The sequence below is a fragment of the Haliea salexigens DSM 19537 genome, assembly GCF_000423125.1.
Lineage (GTDB): Bacteria > Pseudomonadota > Gammaproteobacteria > Pseudomonadales > Halieaceae > Haliea > Haliea salexigens.
This window is the reverse complement of the sequence record NZ_AUHJ01000009.1, coordinates 158,774-178,413: the sequence shown is the minus strand read 5'-3', so window position 1 is coordinate 178,413 and position 19,640 is coordinate 158,774. Positions and strand designations below refer to the sequence as shown.

The following is a 19,640-nucleotide window of genomic DNA, read 5'->3' as shown; positions in this document are numbered from 1 at the left end:
GCTATGAGGTATGCGTGCAGTGCCCTGTTGGGTGGGTTGGTGTTGCTGGCGTCGGTGTCAGGGCTGGAGGCGCAAGCCGCTTCCGCGGATGAACAGCTGCGGGCCTTGTATGAAGCCGAATACAGCTGGCGACAGGCGCAGTGGGGGCAGGTCCGTGATGCCCAGGGCGGCTGGCGAGATGGCCCTGCGCTGCCGCACGTCGATGCCGCCACCCAGCGGGACAGGTTGACGTACTGGGACAACAGCCTGGCGCAACTGGCGGCCATACCACGCACTGCATTGAGCGCCGAGGGCAAGGTCAATGCCGCTGTTTTTGAGCAAATCGTCACGACCTTGGCGGATGAGGTGCGCTTCGCGACGTACGAAGCGCCGCTCAACTCCGACACCTTTTTCTGGAGTGGGCTTTACCCGCGTATGGGGGGCTTCCAGACGGAGCAGGCCTACCGCGACTATGTGCAGCGACTGGCCCAGTTGCCGCGGTACTTCGCCGAGCATCAGGCCAATATGCGCGCGGGTCTGGCGCGGGGCTACAGCGTGCCTTTTGTCTCCCTGCAAGGGCGGGAGCGATCGCTTGAAGCCTATCTCGCTGCGGGCGAGGATAATCCGTTCTGGTCTCCCATCGCAGCCATGCCTGCGCAGTGGTCACAGGCGCTGAAGCGCGAGCTGCAGGCGGAGGCGCGCGAAGTCATCAGTGCAGCGGTTGTTCCGGCCTATACGGATCTGTTGCGATTCATGCGTGAGGAGTACCTGCCGCACACGCGCAGGACGCTGGCGGCGCGCGACCTGCCCAATGGCGATGCGTTCTATCAAGCCCAGATTCGCAACTTCACCACGCTTGACCTGAATGCCGAGGAGATCCACCAGATCGGCCTGGCAGAGGTGGCGCGTATCCGTGCCGAGATGGATGCCGTGCGGGCCTCCACCGGATTTGATGGTGATATGCAGGCGTTCCTGCAGTTCCTGCGCACCGACCCCCGCTTCTATGCGCAAACGCCCCACGAGTTGCTGGCTTTCACTGCCTGGGTGGCGAAGCGTGTGGATGGTCAACTGGCTGCGAACCTGAGTTTCCTGCCCCGCAGGCGTTACACCATTTTGCCGGTACCGGACGCCATCGCGCCGTTCTACACCGGGGGGCGGGGCGGCCTGGAGAGCTGCCTGTTCAATACTTACGACTTGCCCTCGCGGCCTTTGTATACCCTAACAGCCCTGACCCTGCATGAGTGCGCGCCGGGGCACTCCCTGCAGGCGGCGATTGCCCGCGAAGCGCCGGGCGACATTCCGGAGTTTCGGGCCAACAACTACTTCTCGGGTTACGGGGAAGGGTGGGGCTTGTATACCGAGTGGCTGGGCATCGAAATGGGTGTGTACGATACGCCTTACGAACACTTCGGGCGCCTGTCTTATGAAATGTGGCGTGCGGCGCGTCTGGTGATCGACACCGGCTTGCATCACTACGGCTGGAGCCGCGAGCGCGCCCAGGCCTATTTGCGCGACAATACCGCGCTGTCCGAGCACGAGCTGACCACTGAGATCGATCGCTACATTTCCTGGCCGGCACAGGCCCTGTCCTACAAGTTGGGTGAGATGCTGATTCGGCGCAAGCGCGGCGAAGCCGAGGCGGCGCTGGGAGCGTCATTCGACAAACGCTATTTCCACGACACCATTCTCGGTCTGCGCTCTGTGCCGCTGACGGTGCTGGAGCAGACGCTGGATCAATGGGTTGCAGCCGGGGGGCCCGATCCCTACGCCAATGCCGCGGTTCAGTGATCGGCCAGCGTCTGTCCGAGTTTGCGGTAGAGGCTGCGTACACTGATCCCGGCGATGGTGGCGGCGCGCGCCTTGTCGCCTTCACAATGTGCCAGCAGGCTCTTCAGATACTGTATTTCCTGCGTTCGCAGATCGGTCCAGGCACTGGCTGGCGCCGCCGGTGGTGTCAGCGTCTGGCCAATGCAGCGTTCCAGGATGCGGTGGTCGATAATGTCGCCCTGGGCAAACACCAGGGCCCGTTCCAGCACGTTGCGTAGCTCGCGGATGTTGCCCGGGAACGGTTCCTGCTGCAGGCGTTGCACGGCAGACTCTGTCAGGTGAATGGGGCGCCCGTCTCGCAGTTTTCCCAGGATGGAGTTGGCGAGCAAGGCCAGGTCCTCGCGGCGCTCACGCAGGGCCGGCAGGTGAATGGGGAAGGCGTTGATGCGGTAGAAGAGGTCGCGGCGGAAGCTGCCCTCGTCAACCATGGCTGCCAGGTTCTTGTGGGTCGCGCAGATAAGGCGAAAGTCGGCGTGGCGCAGCGTTGTGCTGCCTACCGGGCGCCAGGTGCCCGTTTCCAGCAGGCGCAGCAGCTTGACCTGCATGCCCAGGGGAACATCGCCAATCTCATCCAGAAACAGTGTGCCACCCTGTGCCGATTCCAGTAACCCGGGTTTGTCCTGTGTGGCGCCGGTAAACGCGCCCCGGACGTGCCCGAACAGTTCGCTCTCGAACAGAGTTTCGGTCAAGCCGGCGCATTCAACTGCCACCAGTGGGCGCTCCCGGCGCGCGCTCGCGTGGTGAATCGCGCTCGCTGCCAGCTCCTTGCCAGTGCCGGACTCGCCCAAGAGCAGGATGGAGGTTTCGTGCGGCGCCACCAGATTAACCAGTTGCACCAGGGCGTTGAACGCGGCGCTGCGGCCCACCATCTGCCGCGTACTCAGCTCGGCGCTGGCGACCGTGACCGGTGTCAGCAGTTCAACGAAATACAGCAGCTCGCCGGCATCATCGTGAATGGGGAGCATCGCCACATCCACGTGCTGGCGTCCCTCGGGTGAAAGGTGCACGTGTAGTACCCGCTCTTTCTTGCCACTCGCCCGGGCCGCGGCCAGTGGACAGCTTTCTCCTGCCTGGTCGCAGGGTACCTGGTAGCCGTGTGATACCTCAAAACAGTGGGCCGGGGTAGCGGCGTCCAACTCGCCGAAGCTCTCCCGGTAGGCACTGTTGGTTGCCAGAATACGGTATTCCGGGGTGACCAGAATGGCGGGGCAGTCGTAGCCCTCCAGCATGCGGGCCAGTGCGCGGTCGGTATCGGTAGCGATCAGTTCGCTCATGTCATTTCCGGCAAGCTATTTTGCCAATATTGACAGAGTTGGGTTGGCCAAGGCCAGTCGCAGTTTTTGCCCGGCCAGCCTTTTGTAATTAATAACCATAATAAACAATGAGTTATAGAATTCCGGATGACTGCCTCGTGGCTTGGCACGAGCATTGCTGTATTACCTCACAAGCCCTATACCCGTAATCAGTGAGGTGGATGTCATGCAAGCAACGGTCAATTTTCAGGTGGAACTGCAATGCCGGCCGGAAGTGGTGCCTTTTTTCGATGCCGATACCAATACGTTTTCCTATGTGGTGCGCGATCCGGCAAGCACCGCCTGCGCGGTGGTCGACTCGGTGCTGGATATAGACTACGCAGCCGGCCGCATCAGTACCACCAGTGCCGATCGCATTCTCGACTACATCCGCCAGCACGGGCTGTCACTGGAGTGGATCATCGAGACCCACGTGCATGCGGATCACCTGTCCGCGGCGCCGTACTTGCAGGATGCACTCGGCGGCAAGATCGGTATTGGCGAGCATATCGTAACCGTGCAGGAAACCTTTGGCAGCGTCTTCAATGCAGGCGCTGACTTCGCACGCGACGGTTCGCAATTCGACCGTCTTTTCGCGGACGGTGACAGCTACCAGGTGGGCAGTATGACCTGTCATGCCATGCACACGCCCGGCCATACGCCAGCCTGTATGGTGCATGTGATGGGTGACGCCGCTTTTGTCGGTGACACCCTGTTCATGCCGGATGGGGGCACCGCGCGCGCCGATTTCCCCGGAGGCGATGCACGCACGCTGTATCGCTCTATTCAGCGCGTGTTGTCACTGCCCGGCGAGACACGTCTGTTCATGTGTCATGACTACATGCCCAATGGCCGCGAGCTCGAGTATGAGACCAGCGTGGCGGCGGAGCTGGCCGACAACATCCATGTGCACACCGGCATCAGTGAGGACGACTTTGTGCGCATGCGCGAAGCCCGGGATGCCACACTGGATATGCCGCGCCTGATTCTGCCCTCACTGCAGGTGAATATGCGCGCCGGCCACCTGCCCGCCGCGGAAGACAATGCAACGGTTTACCTGAAGTTGCCCATCAACGCGCTCTGATCACTGTATTTGAGGAAAGCCCCATGGATATTCGTACACTGGACGAACAGCTGAGCGTGTCGGCGCAGATAACGCCCGATGAACTCGCCGACCTGGCGGCACGCGGCGTGCAGCACATCATCTGCAACCGCCCTGATGGCGAGGGTGCTGACCAGCCGGCCTATGCCGAGGTGCAGCGCGCCGCGGAGGTGGCGGGGATGCAGGCACACTACCTGCCCGTGGCGGCGGGCAAGGTGTCCGATGCCGAGGCACGCGAGTTCGGTCAGCTGCTCGACGCGATAGAGGGTAGGGTGCACGCTTACTGTCGCACCGGCATGCGCTCCACGACGCTGTGGGCCCTGTCGCGGGCGCGCAGCGGGCTTTCTCCGGCCGACATCGTGCGGCGGGGTCGAGAAGCCGGTTATGACATGAGTAGCGTGGTGGCCCGGGTGGCCGGTGATGGCGAGGGGCACGGCGGCCTGGTGCTCGCCGAATATGACGTGGTGATTGTGGGGGCGGGGGCAGGGGGTATTGCCTGCGCCTCCAGTCTGTTGAGCCGCGACAAGACGTTGTCGGTTGCCATCATCGACCCGGCGGACATTCATTACTACCAGCCCGGTTGGACCTTTGTGGGGGCAGGGATTTTCCAGCCGGCGACCACAGCGCGCACCATGGCGTCGTTGATTCCTCGCGGGGCTGACTGGATCAAGGCGGCAGTGGCGGCCTTCGACCCGGCTCACAACGCGGTGGTGCTGGAAGGGTGTCGCGTCATACGCTATCGCCGGCTGGTGGTGGCTGCGGGCATCAAGCTCGACTGGGACGCGATTCCGGGGCTGGCAGAAAGCCTGGGGCGCAACGGAGTCACCTCCAACTATCGCTTTGACCTGGCCCCCTACACCTGGCAGCTGGTACAGAAGCTCAAGGGCGGGCGGGCCTTGTTCACACAACCGCCTATGCCGATAAAGTGCGCCGGAGCGCCACAGAAGGCGATGTACCTGTCGGCGGACTACTGGTTGCGCCAGAAGTGCCTGCAGGACATCGAGGTGGAGTTCTACAACGCCGGTGCAGTCCTCTTCGGTGTGCCCGACTATGTGCCGGCGCTTATGGACTACGTGAAGCGCTACGATGCGCGCCTCAACTTCAGTCATCGCCTGCTGCGTATTGATGGCGATTCGCGCCGGGCCGTATTCGAGGCGACAGACAGCGACGGCGCCAAGCGTGAAGTGGAGCGCGAATTTGACATGATTCACGTGGTGCCCCCGCAGACGGCGCCGGATTTCATTCGTGCCAGCGCACTGGCGGACGAAGCGGGGTGGGTGGACGTGGATCAAACCACGCTGCGACACAAGCGCTTTGACAACATCTGGGCGCTGGGTGACGTGATGAACGCACCCAACGCCAAAACCGCGGCGGCAGCGCGTATGCAGGCCCCCATCGTGGCCAACAACCTGCTGGTAGATAGCGGGCGGGCCACGGGGGTGGCGCACTACAATGGATACGGCTCTTGCCCCCTCACCGTGGAACGAGGCAAGATCGTGCTGGCGGAGTTCGGTTACGGCGGCAAACTGTTGCCGAGTATGCCCGCGTGGCTGCTGGATGGCCGCAAGCCCAGTCGCGCCGCCTGGTTCCTGAAGGAGCGCCTGTTGCCGCCGATCTACTGGAAAGCAATGCTGCGTGGCAGGGAGTGGCTGGCAAAGCCGGTGATCGGCGAGGGTTAACACATTGCAGGAATTAAAGCGCTATCTGCCGCTGCTGGATTGGGGGCGACGCTACAACCGCGAGAGTTTTGCCAGCGACGGCCTGGCGGCGGTTATCGTGACAGTCATGCTGATTCCGCAGTCGCTGGCTTACGCCATGCTGGCGGGCCTGCCCGCCGAAATGGGCCTGTATGCCAGTATGCTGCCGCTCATTGCCTACGGGCTGTTCGGCACCAGTACCACCTTGTCGGTGGGGCCTGTGGCAGTGGTGTCTTTGATGACCGCAACGGCAGTCAGCCAGGTCGCCGACGCCGGGAGCCTGGCCTATATCGACGCCGCAATCCTGTTGGCGTTGATGTCCGGGGCGATGCTGCTGCTGTTCGGCCTGCTGCGCATGGGCTTTCTGGCCAGCTTTCTGTCTCACCCGGTGATCGCCGGTTTTATCACCGCATCGGGTGTGATTATCGCGGTCAGTCAGCTGGGCCATGTGCTGGGCATTCGGGGGCGGGGTGAGAACCTGCCACAGCTGGCGCAGCAACTCTGGGAGCAGCTGCCGCTGGTGCACCTGCCTACCGTACTGGTGGGCGGGTGTACCCTGCTGTTCCTGTTCTGGGTGCGCAGCGGGCTGAAGCCCCTGTTGCAAAAAGCGGGCATGCCCGACTACTGGGCCGGCATGCTGACGCGCACCGGGCCAGTCTTTGCCGTGATTGGCACCAGCGTTGTGGCCTGGGGGTTCGACCTGCAGGCGCAGGGGGTTGCCCTGGTAGGTCACGTGCCGGCGGGGTTACCGGGCTTTGATCTGCCGCCGCTTTTGAATCCTGCGTGGCGCGAGCTGGCGGTTTCGGCGCTGCTCATTTCCATTATCGGTTTTGTCGAGTCGGTCTCGGTGGGTCACACGCTGGCCGCGCGTCGACGGCAGCGCATTGTGCCCGATCAGGAGCTGATCGGGCTCGGGGCATCGAATATTGCTGCAGCGGTGTCCGGCGGTTATCCGGTCACCGGCGGTTTTGCGCGCTCCATCGTCAATTTTGATGCCGGTGCCGCAACGCCGGCCGCCGGCATGCTGACCGCGCTGGGTATCGGCCTCACGGCATTGTTTTTCACCCCCTATCTCGCCTACCTGCCCAAGGCGACGCTGGCGGCAACCATTATCGTGGCGGTACTGTCGTTGGTGGATTTCTCCATTCTGCGCCGCACCTGGGATTACGGCGTGTCGGACTTCGCGGCTGTGGCGATTACTTTGTTTGTCACCCTTGCGGTGGGCGTGGAAACCGGTGTCGCCTGCGGGGTGCTGGCCTCGCTGGCGCTGCACCTTTACAAGACCTCGCGGCCGCACATGGCGGTGGTGGGTGAGGTGCCCGGCACCGAGCACTACCGCAATGTGGATAGACACGAGGTCATCACCCGCGGTGACATACTGTCATTGCGCATCGACGAGAGCCTGTATTTCGCCAATGCCAGTTTTGTCGAGTCGAGCATATATGCACTTCTCGACCAGCGCCCCGAAGTTCGCCACGTGATCCTCATGTGCACGGCGGTGAATGAAATCGACCTCAGTGCACTGGAGGCACTGGAGTCTATCAACCGGCAGCTCGCGGAACGCGATATCGTGCTGCATCTCTCCGAGGTCAAGGGTCCGGTCATGGACGTATTGCGGCACACCCACTTCCTGCACGACCTCACGGGCAAAGTCTTTCTTTCCCAGCACCACGCGGTGCAGCATGTGATGGCAGAGGAGGATGCTGCCCGCGGCGACCGCCCCCACGACTGGGTGATCTAGTGCCGCGGCGTTGTGCCCTGCGGTGACACGGGCACGCTTTCTCAGTACTGTATCGGCATAACGATAGAGTAGGGAGAACGGCATGAACTATTTTGTTACCGGCGGTACCGGGTTTATCGGTCGTTTTCTGGTGCCACGGCTGCTGGATCGTGGTGGGCGTGTCTACCTGCTGGTGCGGCCCGGTTCCCTGGCAAAAGTGGATGGGCTACGCGAGCTCTGGGGGGCAAACCGGCGTCAGGTGGTCGCGGTGGAGGGCGACCTCAGCGAGCCACGCCTGGGCGTGAAGGCCGCCTGGATACGCCAGCACGCGGGCAAGATAGACCACTTTTTTCACCTCGCGGCCATTTACGACATGCAGGCCAGCGCCGAGAGCCAGCGCAAGAGCAATGTCGAGGGCACACGCCAGGCATTGGTGTTGGCGAAGGCGCTGAAAACCGGCTGCTTTCACCAGGTCAGTTCCATCGCGGCGGCCGGGCTTTATGAAGGCACCTTCACTGAGGATATGTTCGAGGAGGCGGGGGCCCTGGACCACCCCTACTTTCAGACCAAGCACGAGTCCGAGGGCATCGTGCGTGCCGAGAAGCGTCTCAAATGGCGGATCTATCGTCCGGGCATGGTGGTGGGGCACTCGGTAACCGGGGAAATGGACAAGGTCGATGGCCCCTACTACTTTTTCGAGACGCTCCGCAGCCTGAGCAAAGTCGTGCCCGAGGGGCTGCCACTGTTGATGAACAAGGCGGGGTTGCTGAATATCGTGCCGGTCGATTATGTGGTGGCGGCCATGGATCATCTCGCCCACCTGCCGGGTCATGATCGTGAATGCTTCTTCCTCACCGACCCCGATGGCATTCGCGTGGGCGACCTGCTGAAAACACTCATGCGGGTGTCGCATGGGCCGAAGCTGCGTGCGGTCGATGCTTCCCTGCTGGACTCCGCCACCCGGTTGGCTGGCAAGGGAATCGGCCATCTGGGGCCTGTACGCAAGCTGGGCGAGCGCTTGATTGCCCAGATGGGTATTCCGCCGCAGGTGGTGGCCTACATCAATTATCCCACGCACTTCGACTCCACACGGACACGGGCGCTGCTTGAACCCGCCGCTATCCAGTGCCCGCCCTTCGAAGAGTATGCCCCCGTTATCTGGGATTACTGGCTGCACTTTCTGCGCAAGGATGCCGGTGCCCTGGAGAAAGACGTGGACACGCTGTTCGATCGTCTGGTGGGCCGCCCGACACTGGCAGCGCTGCGCAAGCGGGTCAAGGGCAAGGTGGTGGTGGTCACCGGGGCGACCTCCGGTATCGGGCGCGAGTGTGCACTGCGATTGGCGCGAGCCGATGCCCGCGTGGTGCTGGTGGCGCGTACGGTGGAAAAGCTGGAGGAGACCATCGCCGCGATTGAGGAACAGGGCGGTGTCGCCCACGCCTATGCCTGTGATGTGGCGGACCTGGATGCCTGTGACACGCTGGTGGCAGACGTGACCGCTGACTTCGGCGGGGCAGATATTCTGATCAACAATGCGGGCCGCTCCATTCGTCGCTCCGTGCGCTACAGCTATGACCGTTTCCACGACTTCGAACGCACCATGCAACTGAATTACTTTGGTGCCCTGCGCCTGATCATGGGCTTCCTGCCCGGCATGGAGCAGCGCGAGCAAGGCCAGGTCATCAATATTTCATCCATTGGCGTGCTCACCAGCCCGCCGCGCTTTTCGGCCTACGTGGCCTCAAAAGCCGCGCTGGACGCATTCAGCCTGTGCGCGGCACCCGAGTTCACGCGCTGCAATATTGAGTTCACCACCATTCACATGCCACTGGTGCGTACCCCCATGATTGCCCCCACGGGGCTGTACAAGGCCTTCCCCACACTCTCGCCCGAGCAGGCGCGGGACCTTGTCATGAAAGCCATTGTGTCGCGACCGAAGAAGGTCTCCACCAGTCTTGGTGTTGCCGGTGCGGTGGCGCAGGCCACCATGCCGAGCTTTACCGAGGCGTTTCTCAGCCAGGCCTATGACCTGTTTCCGGATTCACCGGCGGCCCGGGGCCTGAGTGCAGAGGAAGCGGCTGCGGAGCTGGCTGAACTGCCCTCCTCAAGGCTGGCGCTGGCACGGCGGCTGTTCTCCCAGGTGATGCGGGGCGTGCACTGGTAGGAACACCCCGTATGCCGCTCGGCCTTTTGCTGCTCATGGTGCTGGTTGCACTCAATCTGCGGCCGGCGCTGGCTTCTCTCGCGCCCCTGTTGAGCCGTGTGCAGGCGGACACCGGTTTGAGCGCCGCCGCTATCGGTGGCCTGACTACGCTGCCCGTGTTGTGTCTGGGTCTGTTTGCGCCGCTGGCGCCCTGGCTTTCGAGACGCATTGGCATCGAGCGCACGCTCTCGCTGGCGTTGTTGCTGTTGACGCTGGCGCTGTGGCTGCGTGCCGGCGAGAGCAGCCTCCGCCTGTTCCTGGGCACGGCGCTCGCCGGTGCTGCCATCGGTATCGGCGGTACTGTGCTGCCAGTGCTGGTGAAGCGTGACCTGCCGCGCGGCGCGGACCTGATGACGGGCGTATATACCATGGCGCTATGTCTGGGCGGGGCGCTGGGTGCGGGCCTGAGTATTCCACTGGCGAACACGCTGGGCAGCTGGCAGCTCAGCCTGGCAAGCTGGTCCGCCCTCGCAGCCCTGGCCTTGCTCTGCTGGCGCGTGTTCGCGCCTCATCCCTGGCCGCAGGTCGCGCCCGGCCCCCGCGCCCCGGTGGGCGTGGGTTTGTTGCGTTCGCCCCTGGCCTGGCAGATTACCCTGCTCATGGCATCCCAGTCCGCTCTGGCCTATATCGTGTTCGGTTGGCTGCCCGTGTTGCTACAGCGGCGCGGGCTGGGTGAAGCGGAGGCAGGCCTGCTGCTTGGCGCATCGGTATTCGTGCAGTTGTTCGCCGCGCTGGCAGCGCCCTGGCTGGCGCGTCTGGGGCGCGACCAGCGTCCGGCCCTGGTGTGTGCCCTGACGCTGGTGGCGGTCGGATTCTACTGCCTGTTGCAGGGCCCCGCCGTGCTGCGCTGGCCGGGTGTTGTAGCGCTGGGTTTGGGGCAGGGGGCAAGCTTCAGTCTCGCCCTGGCGTTACTCGTGCTGCGCAGTGCCACTCCGGCTGTCGCTGGCGAACTGTCGGGCATGACTCAGGGCTTCGGCTATTGTCTCGCCGCCCTGGGGCCACTTGCGGTTGGCCTGTTGTTGCAGTTCGAGGTGTCATTGACGGGCATCTGGCTGGTGCTCACCGCGGTGGTTTTCCTGGCAATCTGTCTCGCCATGCTGGCCGGGCGCCAGTGTCTTCTTGATGTGGATGCCGCCGGGCGCTTTGTCACCCATAGCCGCGTGTCGCACTAGCTGCCGACTCAGTCTTCCTCAAGGTCTTCGTCACCGACCTCGTCTGCGCTCGACTCTGTTCCCGCTGCGTGCGCTTCATCGTCCCCGGCACTGGCAACATCGGCCTGCTCGGACTCCGCCGCCTCCTCGCCATTGCTCGCCTTCACGTCAGCGCCTGCGTTGACAGAGGCGTCGAGCAGGCGCCGGGCCTCCGCGGCATCTGTCGCCACCACATCTTCCGGTGGGCTTATCTGCCCTTTGGGTGGGGTGATGCCGATATGGTGCGTGGCGAAGCCGGGCTGGACAACCTGGTTCAGGGCCATACCGATGATACGCCCATTGTGTTTGGACACGATGCGGGTACGCACATTGGTAATGGGGTTGGTGACCGTGCCGAGCACATCACCACGTTTCACGGTCTGCCCCAGCGTCACCCGGCTGAACACGATACCCCCCACCTGGGCGCGCTCCCATACCGAGTTGTAGTACACCGGCTCAGGGTCGCCCCAGAGGCTGAAGCGGGTGGTCATGCCGAGTTGATTGAGCAAGGTGCGAATGGCTTTGACACTGTGGCTTACCGCGTCTTCGCTGAGTACTGACGGCCCACCGGCCTCCAGTGTGACGGCGGGAATCCCCACCTCTACCGCGGCGCGGCGCAGCGTACCCGCCGTGCCCTCACTGTGAACCACCACTGTGGAACCAAAACCCTTGGTGAGCTGTACCACACGCGGGTCGCGCAGGTCGCCGCGCAGCTGCGGCAGGTTGGTGCGATAGAAGGAGCCGGTATGCAGGTCCACCAGCGCATCGCAGTGCGCGATGACCTCGTGAAAGAATGAATAGGCAAGGCGCGACGCGGAGCTGCCTTTCGGGTCGCCGGGGAAGTAGCGGTTCAGGTCGCGGCGATCCGTAAGGTACCGCGAGCCCGCATGGAAACCCTGCAGGTTCACGATAGGCACGCCGATGACCGCACCCTTGAGCTTGCCGGCGTCCAGGTTATACAGCACGCGGCGTACAGTTTCGATGCCGTTCAGTTCATCGCCGTGCATGGCGGCGGTGAGGCAGAGCGTGGGCCCGGTCTCTACACCGTTGACCACCAGCACCGGGGTGTCGACGTAGATGCCTTCAAAGGATTGCGTGGGCGCCCAGGCGAGGCGTGTGGAGGTTTTGGGTGGCACTTCACGCCCGAGCAGCACGAGTTCTTGCAGCGGCACGGGCACCGCTGGCGGTGCAGTGGCAGGCACCTCGCTTTCGACCGGCTCATCCAGCGGCAGGTTTGGGGCCCGGGGCAGCCCGGTGGCGGAAGGGGCCGGATTTTCGGCGTCTGTGCCGGGAACATCATCGGCGGTCTCGGCACTGATGCTGGCAGGCTCAGGCTCAGGCTCAAGCGTTGGCTCAGGCGTTGGCGTTGACTCAGGCGTTGGCTCAGGCGTTGGCTCAGGCGTTGGCTCAGGCGCCGCGGGCTTGGGTGCGGGCGTAACAGGTGCAGGGACAGGTTCGACTTCCGGGTCGGCAGCAACGGGTTCGGGGTCGGTGGCAGGTGGTTGTGCCACGCGGCTGTCCGATTCGGTTGCGACCGGGGCAGCCCCGCTGGGTGCCGGCACATTGGCTGGCTGCTCTCCGGGGACTTCACTGACATCCTGCGCGGAGAGCGGTGCACTGCATGCCAGCGCGAGCAGCAGGCAACGCGTGGCAATGAAACGACAAACTGGCGTGCGTGTGGCGCGGTGCAAAGCAGAGCGTCCTGAGAGACGGGAAATGTGTGGCCAGTCTAGCAGATTTGCCTCTGGCAGCGGGGGGAAATACGCCGGCAAACTGCGCGTGCTATTGCTCACCGTGGCACTGCGCGCTTGTGTTTCGGTTCCGGTGGTGCGAAATTGGAGCATCGGCGCACAACAGGAAACACCGAATCCTGTAGCCGGTGTGTATGAACGCTCTAGGGAGAAGCCACAATGCTAAAAGAATTCAAAGAATTTGCCATGCGTGGGAACGTCATCGATATGGCGGTGGGGATTATTATCGGCGGGGCTTTTGGCACCATTGTCAAAAGCCTGGTGAACGACGTGATCATGCCGCCCATCGGCTTGTTGTTGGGGGGGGTGGATTTCTCTGATCTGTTCATCACGCTCAAGCAGGGCGTGGTTGCGGGGCCCTACCCGACGCTGGCCAGTGCGCAGGAAGCCGGCGCGGTGACCGTCAGTTACGGCTTGTTCATCAACGCGGTGATCAGTTTTCTCATCGTCGCCTTTGCGGTATTCCTGTTGATTCGCAGCATCAACCGTTTGAAGCGTGAAGAGGAGGCGCCCGCCGCCGAGCCCACGGAGAGGGAATGTCCTTTCTGCCTTTCCAGTGTTCCCCTGAAGGCTACACGCTGCAGTCACTGTACATCGGCGCTTGAGCCTGTCTGACAGGTGACACCAGGCGAGCGCAGCGCCCCGGCACGTTCGCACGGGTTGAGGTCCCCGGGGAGGTGCTGGCAGGCCCCGATGCTGACAGCCGTGGCGGCGTCGCTACCGACGCCGCTTTCGGCTCAGGAATTGCTGGGCGCCTCTATCACCGAGGTGACGCTCACCTCGTTGCTGGTGGCCATGGCATTCACCCTGGCTGTCGTGCTTGTCCTGTATCGCAATCAACGACGCCTGACGGCGTTACTGCTGGCGGAGTCGCGCACCGACCACCTTACACAGATTCCCAATCGGCGCTATTTTCTCGCGGTGCTGGAGAGCAATATCGCGCGCTCATTGCGTTACCAGCAGCCGCTTTGCCTGCTGATGATTGACGTCGACCTGTTCAAGTCGGTCAACGACCGCTACGGCCACGGGGGTGGCGACATTGTGCTGAAAACCATCGCCGATACGTTACAGGAACAGCTGCGTCGCTCTGATGACGTGGGGCGTCTCGGTGGTGAGGAGTTCGGTGTGCAATTGCCGATGACCGATGGTGCCGCCGCGCTGGCGATTGCGGAGCGCCTGCGCCGGCGCATCGCCGCACTCGAGTTCACCGGGATGTTTAGTGGGCTGTCAGTGAGCTGCAGTGTGGGCGTCGCCGAGCTCAGTGCGGAGATGTCGGCGGAGGCGCTTTTCGCCGCCGCGGATGCCGCCCTCTACTGCGCCAAGAATACCGGGCGCAACCGGGTGGTAGCGGCCGAACAGGAAGCCCCGGGCCTGCCACTGGACGACACCGTGCCGGCCTAGCGTCTAAAGTGTATCCAGCGTATGCAGTTGGCGGCGCATTTCGCGCCGTATGCGCGTGAGGTCGTTCACGGTGTCGCCGGCGATGGTTGCGAGGGCGCCCAACCAGCGACCGCTCAAGCGCGCATTGTTGATTGCGCAGCGCGGCGCTGCGGTCAGCGGCGTATCGCGTACGATATCCAGCGACTCCTGTAGCGCACAGCGCAGGGTGTCGCCGGTCGTCTGCAGCGCCATGCGATTGGCGTTGCCGAGAATCTCCAGTGACTCCAGTGCTGACTCCAGCCCCGCCCACTCGGCCATCACCCCGCGCTCAATGGTGCGCCGGGCGCTCCGCCGCAACTTGCGGGCGAGGTTTCTGAACTCGCGGTCGACGCGTGGGCCGAATACCGGGTCGCCCGCTGCCTGCAGGCGGTCGTCCAGCTCCAGCTCCTGCCAGTCGCCGGGGCCCAGCACTGCCTCAATACGCGGGAACACCAGTTGCTCCTCGCTCTGCATGTGGCGGTCGCTGTTGGCCACGTAGTCGCGTCCGGCCCGCACTACGGCTTCATCGGTGGCCTTGCCCGCTCGCCAGCGGCCGATAAGCTTCTGCAACGCAAGGGCATTGCTGGCCATGGCGTCGTGTTGACGCTGAAGACTGTCGACGTCGTCGGCGAGTAGCGCATCCAGCTCTGCCGCGCGGCCGTAGATCAGGTCTTCACGTGGGTGGTGATAGCGGTCAGCCCAGTTGACCATATAGCTCATGATTTCATAAAGAATATGACTGTCCACGACGGCGCCATTGTCGAGAGCATCCAGCTGCTCCGTCATCAGAGCGGAGATCCGCGCCAGGTGCACGTGTTCCGCGCGCAGCGTGGCGATCAGCGGTGGGGTTGCGGGACGGTTGGGCATGTCGACTCTCCATTGTGGTCGAAAGGTCGCTCGGCGCAGGTTAACGCAGGCCGCAAGGGATGTGTATTGATCTGGCGCATGACGGTGACTATCCCGCTCTGCGCCGGGTATTCAGTCTGGGAGTGTGAGGGTGGGGATGCCGAGGACGTGACGCAAGCGCTCTTCACGCTCATCGAGCAGGTCGGCCAGCGTGTATTCGTCCAGAGCCGCAATGAACGCGTTGAACGCCTCGCGCAGGGCGCGCGCCAGCTTGCAATGGCCCTGAATGGCACACTGGCCGCCCCTGTCGAAACACTCAACCAGCGCCGTGGAAGGCTCCATGCGTCGTACCACGTCGCCGACCACGATATCCGTGGCGGGGCGAGCTAACGCGATACCGCCGCCCTTGCCCCGTGTGGCGGCCACAAACCCATGCCGGTGCAGGTGCTGCACAACCTTGGTCAGGTGATGGCGGGAGATGTCATAGGCCTCGGCGATGTCGCGGATGGTGTGGCGCTTGCCCTGACTGACCCCAAGGTAGATGAGCGTGCGCAGGGCGTAGTCAGTGTATTGAGTCAGGCGCATCAGCCGGGCTTTCCATCGATCCGGGGTCTGGTAAGTATCGGGAAATAGCGCCAGATGAAAAGCGCAAAGGCCAACGTCCAGCACAGTGATGCTGCGTGGATTCCGATGGCCCAGGGCAGCCAGCCGAGCCCCGCGATGACGCGTAGCAGGCCGGCGAGGAATATTAGCCCGAATGCCCATGTGATACCACTCGGTAGTGCCAGAGGTCTGCCGGTATGCCCCAGCGCGACACGCGCCATGACTCCCAGGATCATCGTGCCCATGGCGCCGGCGCCCAGCGCGTGCAGCCAGACAGCATCGGTCACCAGCCCGAAACCGGCCAGGCTCCTGAGCAGAAAGCCTGCAGCAACCCAGAGCAGGCCAATATGCAGGATGGCGAGCAGGGGCTCCCTGCGCACCCGCCAGCCGCGCCAGAGGAACGTGCGCAACGCCGCTGAGAGGCCCGCGACCAGTGCCACCAGTGCTACCAGCCACGCCGGTAATCGACCGCTTGCCTCCGCCAGGACGAGCAGTAAAGTGCTTGCGAGCGTCAAAGCTTCCAGCCAGCGCCAGGTGCCGATGTCAGCTGCGGGTTGCCCCTGCTGGAGCAGCCAGTTGCGCGAGAACGCGGGCGTAATGCGGCCCCCAACCACCAGAATCAGGCCACCGGTCAGCAACATCGCGGCGCGCAGCCATTGCGTGTCGCCGCAGAGGTGGTAGCCGAGGTCGCACAGCCAGAGCAGAGTGAGCACGGCCAGTAGCGGCAGTTGCCGCCACTGCCGCTTGGCGACGATGGGGCGCGCGGCGAGCAGGGCCACAGCAGGCAGGAAGGTCAGGTCAAGCGCCATTGCAAGCCAGGGGTGCGTGCCGAACAAGAGGGCGCCGCGCCCAGTCAACCACAGCAACCAGAGTGCGGCCAGCAGCCAGCCCGCCACCGGCCGGGTGCCGGTCCAGGCGCAGACGGCCGTGAGCAGGAAACCGGCAATGGCGCTGTTGACGAAGGCACCGAGCATCTCGTGCTGGTGCCAATGCAAGGCAGGCAGGGCCGGCTGCAGTGCGCCGCCCAGCAGGAAATACAGCCACAGCGGAATCAGCAGTACGGCGCTGACAGCGGTGGAGAGAAAGAATATCCGGAACGGATAGCGAAACGGAGCGGGGATGGTCGTCGTTGCACTGTGCATGGGGTGCCTGCTTGATCTGCATCAGGTTTTCGTTAATGGGAGGCATTTTCACTCTCACGCCGCCGCAAAAGGCGGGGGTTCTCTGGTTGACGACCCCGCTCGGCAGTGTGAGAATTAAAACATGCATAGTATATGCATTTTATAACGAGCGTGTCTGCGGGGGTGCCGCAGAATACGCAAGGGGGCAGCAATCATGATGGAATCACTCTCTCGTTCAGCGGCGCGCAATATCTTCTTTGGCGGCTCGCTGTTCTTTTTTCTTGCCTTTGCAGGGCTCACCGCACACAGCCACTGGTACATGGTGAATGTGTCGACAGACAAGGAGGGCCTGACCGAAAGCGTTGCGGCGGGCAAACACGTCTGGGAGAAGCACAGCTGTATCAATTGCCACAGCCTGATCGGCGAGGGCGCCTACTTCGCGCCAGAGCTGGGGAATGTGTGGACACGTTACGGTGGCCGCGAGAACCCGGATGCGGCACGCGCCGGCATCAAGGGCTGGATCAAGGCGCAACCGCTGAATGTCCCCGGCCGCCGGCAGATGCCCAAGTTTGACCTCAGTGAGGAAGAGCTGGACAACCTGGTGGATTTCTTCCGCTGGGCCGACTCCATCAACACCCAGGGCTGGCCACCGCATCCGGTCGGTTGAACCCTTTTGCAGAATTGAGTCCAGCGCACACGCAGGCAGGAGAACGCAATGAAATACGAAACTCAACGGGTCGCACTGCCCTTTTTCGCAGTCGCCATGGCGCTTTTCGCGCTACAGGTCATCTTCGGCATTCTGGCCGCCACCGTGTATGTCCTGCCGGAATTCATGGTGGAGATGGTGCCGTTCCATATCATGCGCATGAGCCACACCAACCTGCTGATTGTGTGGTTGTTGATCGGGTTCATGGGCTGCACCTACTTTCTTATGCCGGAAGAGGCAGAAACCGAGATTCACAGCCCGCTGATTGCCTACATTCAGCTCGCCATTTTCGCGGTGGCTGGTGCCGGCGCGCTGGTGAGTTACCAGTTCGGTATTCATGAGGGGCGCGAGTTTCTCGAACAACCGCTGTGGTCGAAGATCCTTATCACGATTTCCTTTCTGCTGTTCCTCTACAACACCAGCATGACCCTGCTGCGTGGGCGCAGGACGGCGATCAACTCCATCCTCATGCTGGGTTTGTGGCTGGCCGCAATCTTCTGGTTTTTCGCCTTCTACAACCCGTCCAACCTGGCACTGGACAAGTTGTACTGGTGGTGGATTGTCCACGTCTGGGTTGAGGGTGTGTGGGAGCTGATCATGGCATCGCTGCTCGCCTACCTGCTGATAAAGCTGACCGGTGTGGATCGTGAAATCATCGAGAAGTGGCTGTACGTGATTATCGGCCTGGCGCTGTTCTCCGGTCTGCTCGGCACCGGCCACCACTACTACTGGATTGGCGCACCGGGATACTGGCAGCCCATCGGTAGCTTCTTCTCCACCCTGGAAGTGGCGCCGTTTTTCGCCATGGTGATGTTCGCCTTCTACATGTTCTGGAAAGGGCGCCGCAATCACCCTAACAAGGCTGCCATGCTCTGGACACTGGGCAGTGCAACGGTGGCCTTCTTCGGTGCCGGGGTCTGGGGCTTCATGCATACCCTGCACTGGGTCAACTACTACACGCACGGCACCCAGGTTACGGCGGCGCACGGGCACCTCGCCTTCTACGGCGCCTACGTGATGATGGTGCTGGCGGTGGTCACCTATGCCATGCCGCAGCTGCGGCGCATACAGCCCTTCAACCAGATCATCAATATGTGGAGCTTCTGGCTGATGACGGCCTCCATGTGTTTCATGACCTTTACCCTGACGTTTGCCGGTGTGGTGCAGACGCACCTGCAGCGCGTCATGGGTATCAATTACATGGAGGTACAGGAGCAGCTGAGCCTGTTCTACATGATGCGCCTGGGCGCTGGTTGTGTGGTTGCTGTGGCGGCGGTCGTGTTTCTCTGGGCGGTGTTCGGCCCGGCGCGTGAAGAGCTGCCCGCCGGTGAAACAGGCGTGGCCAACGCGTGAACATGCCTGAACCGAACCCGGTCCCGCGCGATGAGGTTCCCTACTACGAACCGGTGGGCGACGAGTGTGAGCTCTTCGAGCAGGCCTGGCAGCACGGCCTGCCCCTGCTGCTTAAAGGTCCCACGGGCTGTGGCAAGACGCGCTTCGTGGCGCACATGGCCGCGCGTCTGGGGCGGCCGCTGTTTCCCGTCTCCTGCCACGATGACCTGACAGCCGCAGACCTGACCGGCCGTTTCCTGCTGCTGGAAGGGGAAACACGCTGGGTCGATGGACCGCTGACGCGGGCGGTGCGCGAAGGCGGCATCTGCTATCTCGACGAGGTGGTGGAAGCGCGCAAGGACGTGACTGTCATACTCCACCCATTGACCGATGACCGCCGGCTGTTGCCGCTGGAGCGGACCGGCGAGCTGTTGCAGGCACCGCCGGAGTTTATGCTGGTCGTATCCTATAACCCTGGCTACCAGAATGTGCTCAAGGCACTGAAGCCGAGTACACGGCAGCGTTTTGTCTCCAGCACCTTCGATTTTCCTCCGGCCGATCAGGAAGTCAGCATTGTGTCCCGGGAGAGTGGTCTTGCGCCGGAGCGCTGCCGCGCACTGGTGACGCTGGCGCAGCGCCTGCGTGCGATGAAGGGGCAGGACCTTGAAGAGGGCGTTTCCACACGCCTGCTGATTTACTGTGCCACCTTGATTGCCTCGGGTATGCCGATCATGCAGGCGACCCGGGCGACGCTGGTGGAGCCACTGACGGATGAGCCCGATGTGCAGGAGGCCCTGCTGGAAGTGATCGCAATGGCCTTTGGCTCGGACTGAATCGCCCGCATAGCGGAGC

At 62.9% G+C, this 19,640-nt stretch carries 16 protein-coding genes; 11 read left to right on the top strand and 5 right to left on the bottom strand.

From position 1 onward, the window contains the following. The first annotated feature begins 3 nt into the window (after positions 1 to 3). Complete coding sequence (locus G533_RS0112030) at positions 4 to 1,767, top strand: DUF885 domain-containing protein (protein ID WP_027950159.1); 1,764 nt, start codon at positions 4 to 6, stop codon at positions 1,765 to 1,767. On the opposite strand, the gene G533_RS21840 is transcribed toward G533_RS0112030, so the two are convergent. Further along, the gene (locus G533_RS21840) at positions 1,761 to 3,080 is read right to left on the bottom strand and encodes a sigma-54 interaction domain-containing protein (RefSeq protein WP_051230267.1); all 1,320 of its coding nucleotides are present in this window, start codon (positions 3,078 to 3,080) and stop codon (positions 1,761 to 1,763) included. The two genes, G533_RS0112030 and G533_RS21840, sit on opposite strands and share 7 nt — an antisense overlap. Before the next feature lie 205 nt (positions 3,081 to 3,285). Between G533_RS21840 and G533_RS0112020 the strand changes: the two genes are divergently transcribed. The 5 genes from G533_RS0112020 to G533_RS0112000 all read left to right on the top strand — a co-directional run bounded on the left by G533_RS0112020 (position 3,286) and on the right by G533_RS0112000 (position 10,992). Then, positions 3,286 to 4,182, top strand: coding sequence for an MBL fold metallo-hydrolase (locus tag G533_RS0112020; RefSeq protein ID WP_051230266.1), 897 nt, complete (start codon positions 3,286 to 3,288; stop codon positions 4,180 to 4,182). 23 nt (positions 4,183 to 4,205) lie between these two features. After that, positions 4,206 to 5,879: a bifunctional protein tyrosine phosphatase family protein/NAD(P)/FAD-dependent oxidoreductase gene (locus G533_RS0112015; RefSeq protein WP_027950157.1), complete on the top strand. Its 1,674-nt coding sequence runs from the start codon at positions 4,206 to 4,208 to the stop codon at positions 5,877 to 5,879. A gap of 4 nt (positions 5,880 to 5,883) precedes the next feature. Next, positions 5,884 to 7,638, top strand: coding sequence for a SulP family inorganic anion transporter (locus tag G533_RS0112010; RefSeq protein WP_027950156.1), 1,755 nt, complete (start codon positions 5,884 to 5,886; stop codon positions 7,636 to 7,638). An 82-nt stretch (positions 7,639 to 7,720) separates the two neighbouring features. Beyond that, positions 7,721 to 9,781, top strand: a complete 2,061-nt coding sequence (locus tag G533_RS0112005; RefSeq protein WP_027950155.1) for an SDR family oxidoreductase — start codon at positions 7,721 to 7,723, stop codon at positions 9,779 to 9,781. Between the two features lie 11 nt (positions 9,782 to 9,792). Next, positions 9,793 to 10,992: an MFS transporter gene (locus G533_RS0112000; RefSeq protein ID WP_027950154.1), complete on the top strand. Its 1,200-nt coding sequence runs from the start codon at positions 9,793 to 9,795 to the stop codon at positions 10,990 to 10,992. Between the two features lie 8 nt (positions 10,993 to 11,000). Here G533_RS0112000 and G533_RS21835 read toward each other — a convergent pair whose 3' ends face one another. After that, entirely contained in the window at positions 11,001 to 12,701 is a 1,701-nt protein-coding gene (locus G533_RS21835; RefSeq protein WP_240472427.1) for a succinylglutamate desuccinylase/aspartoacylase family protein, read from the bottom strand. A 219-nt stretch (positions 12,702 to 12,920) separates the two neighbouring features. On the opposite strand from G533_RS21835, the gene mscL reads away from it, so the two are divergent. Both mscL and G533_RS21830 read left to right on the top strand, forming a co-directional pair. Next, on the top strand, positions 12,921 to 13,376 hold the full coding sequence (mscL, locus tag G533_RS0111990) for a large conductance mechanosensitive channel protein MscL (RefSeq protein ID WP_027950153.1): 456 nt from the start codon (positions 12,921 to 12,923) through the stop codon (positions 13,374 to 13,376). A 78-nt stretch (positions 13,377 to 13,454) separates the two neighbouring features. Continuing rightward, complete coding sequence (locus G533_RS21830; protein ID WP_051230265.1) at positions 13,455 to 14,162, top strand: GGDEF domain-containing protein; 708 nt, start codon at positions 13,455 to 13,457, stop codon at positions 14,160 to 14,162. Between the two features lie 3 nt (positions 14,163 to 14,165). Here the strand turns inward: G533_RS21830 and G533_RS0111980 are convergent, their stop codons facing one another. The 3 genes from G533_RS0111980 to G533_RS0111970 form a co-directional block, all read right to left on the bottom strand. Continuing rightward, positions 14,166 to 15,047 carry a hemerythrin domain-containing protein gene (locus G533_RS0111980; protein ID WP_035527813.1) on the bottom strand — a complete coding sequence of 294 codons (882 nt, stop codon included), beginning with the start codon at positions 15,045 to 15,047 and terminating at the stop codon, positions 14,166 to 14,168. A 111-nt stretch (positions 15,048 to 15,158) separates the two neighbouring features. Further along, a complete protein-coding gene (locus tag G533_RS0111975) occupies positions 15,159 to 15,611 on the bottom strand; it encodes an RrF2 family transcriptional regulator (protein ID WP_027950151.1) in 453 nt (150 codons plus the stop codon). Then, a complete protein-coding gene (locus G533_RS0111970) occupies positions 15,611 to 16,771 on the bottom strand; it encodes an NnrS family protein (RefSeq protein ID WP_027950150.1) in 1,161 nt (386 codons plus the stop codon). Before G533_RS0111970 ends, G533_RS0111975 begins: the two co-directional genes overlap by 1 nt. Positions 16,772 to 16,964: 193 nt before the next feature. Here G533_RS0111970 and G533_RS0111965 point away from each other — a divergent pair, with 193 nt between their 5' ends. Genes G533_RS0111965 through G533_RS0111955 form a run of 3 tightly spaced genes read left to right on the top strand, consistent with a single transcriptional unit; the run spans position 16,965 to position 19,621 of the window. After that, positions 16,965 to 17,417: a c-type cytochrome gene (locus tag G533_RS0111965; RefSeq protein WP_027950149.1), complete on the top strand. Its 453-nt coding sequence runs from the start codon at positions 16,965 to 16,967 to the stop codon at positions 17,415 to 17,417. 48 nt (positions 17,418 to 17,465) lie between these two features. Continuing rightward, positions 17,466 to 18,809 carry a cbb3-type cytochrome c oxidase subunit I gene (locus tag G533_RS0111960; RefSeq protein WP_027950148.1) on the top strand — a complete coding sequence of 448 codons (1,344 nt, stop codon included), beginning with the start codon at positions 17,466 to 17,468 and terminating at the stop codon, positions 18,807 to 18,809. Between the two features lie 2 nt (positions 18,810 to 18,811). Next, a complete protein-coding gene (locus G533_RS0111955) occupies positions 18,812 to 19,621 on the top strand; it encodes a CbbQ/NirQ/NorQ/GpvN family protein (RefSeq protein ID WP_027950147.1) in 810 nt (269 codons plus the stop codon). The last annotated feature ends 19 nt before the right edge of the window (positions 19,622 to 19,640 follow it).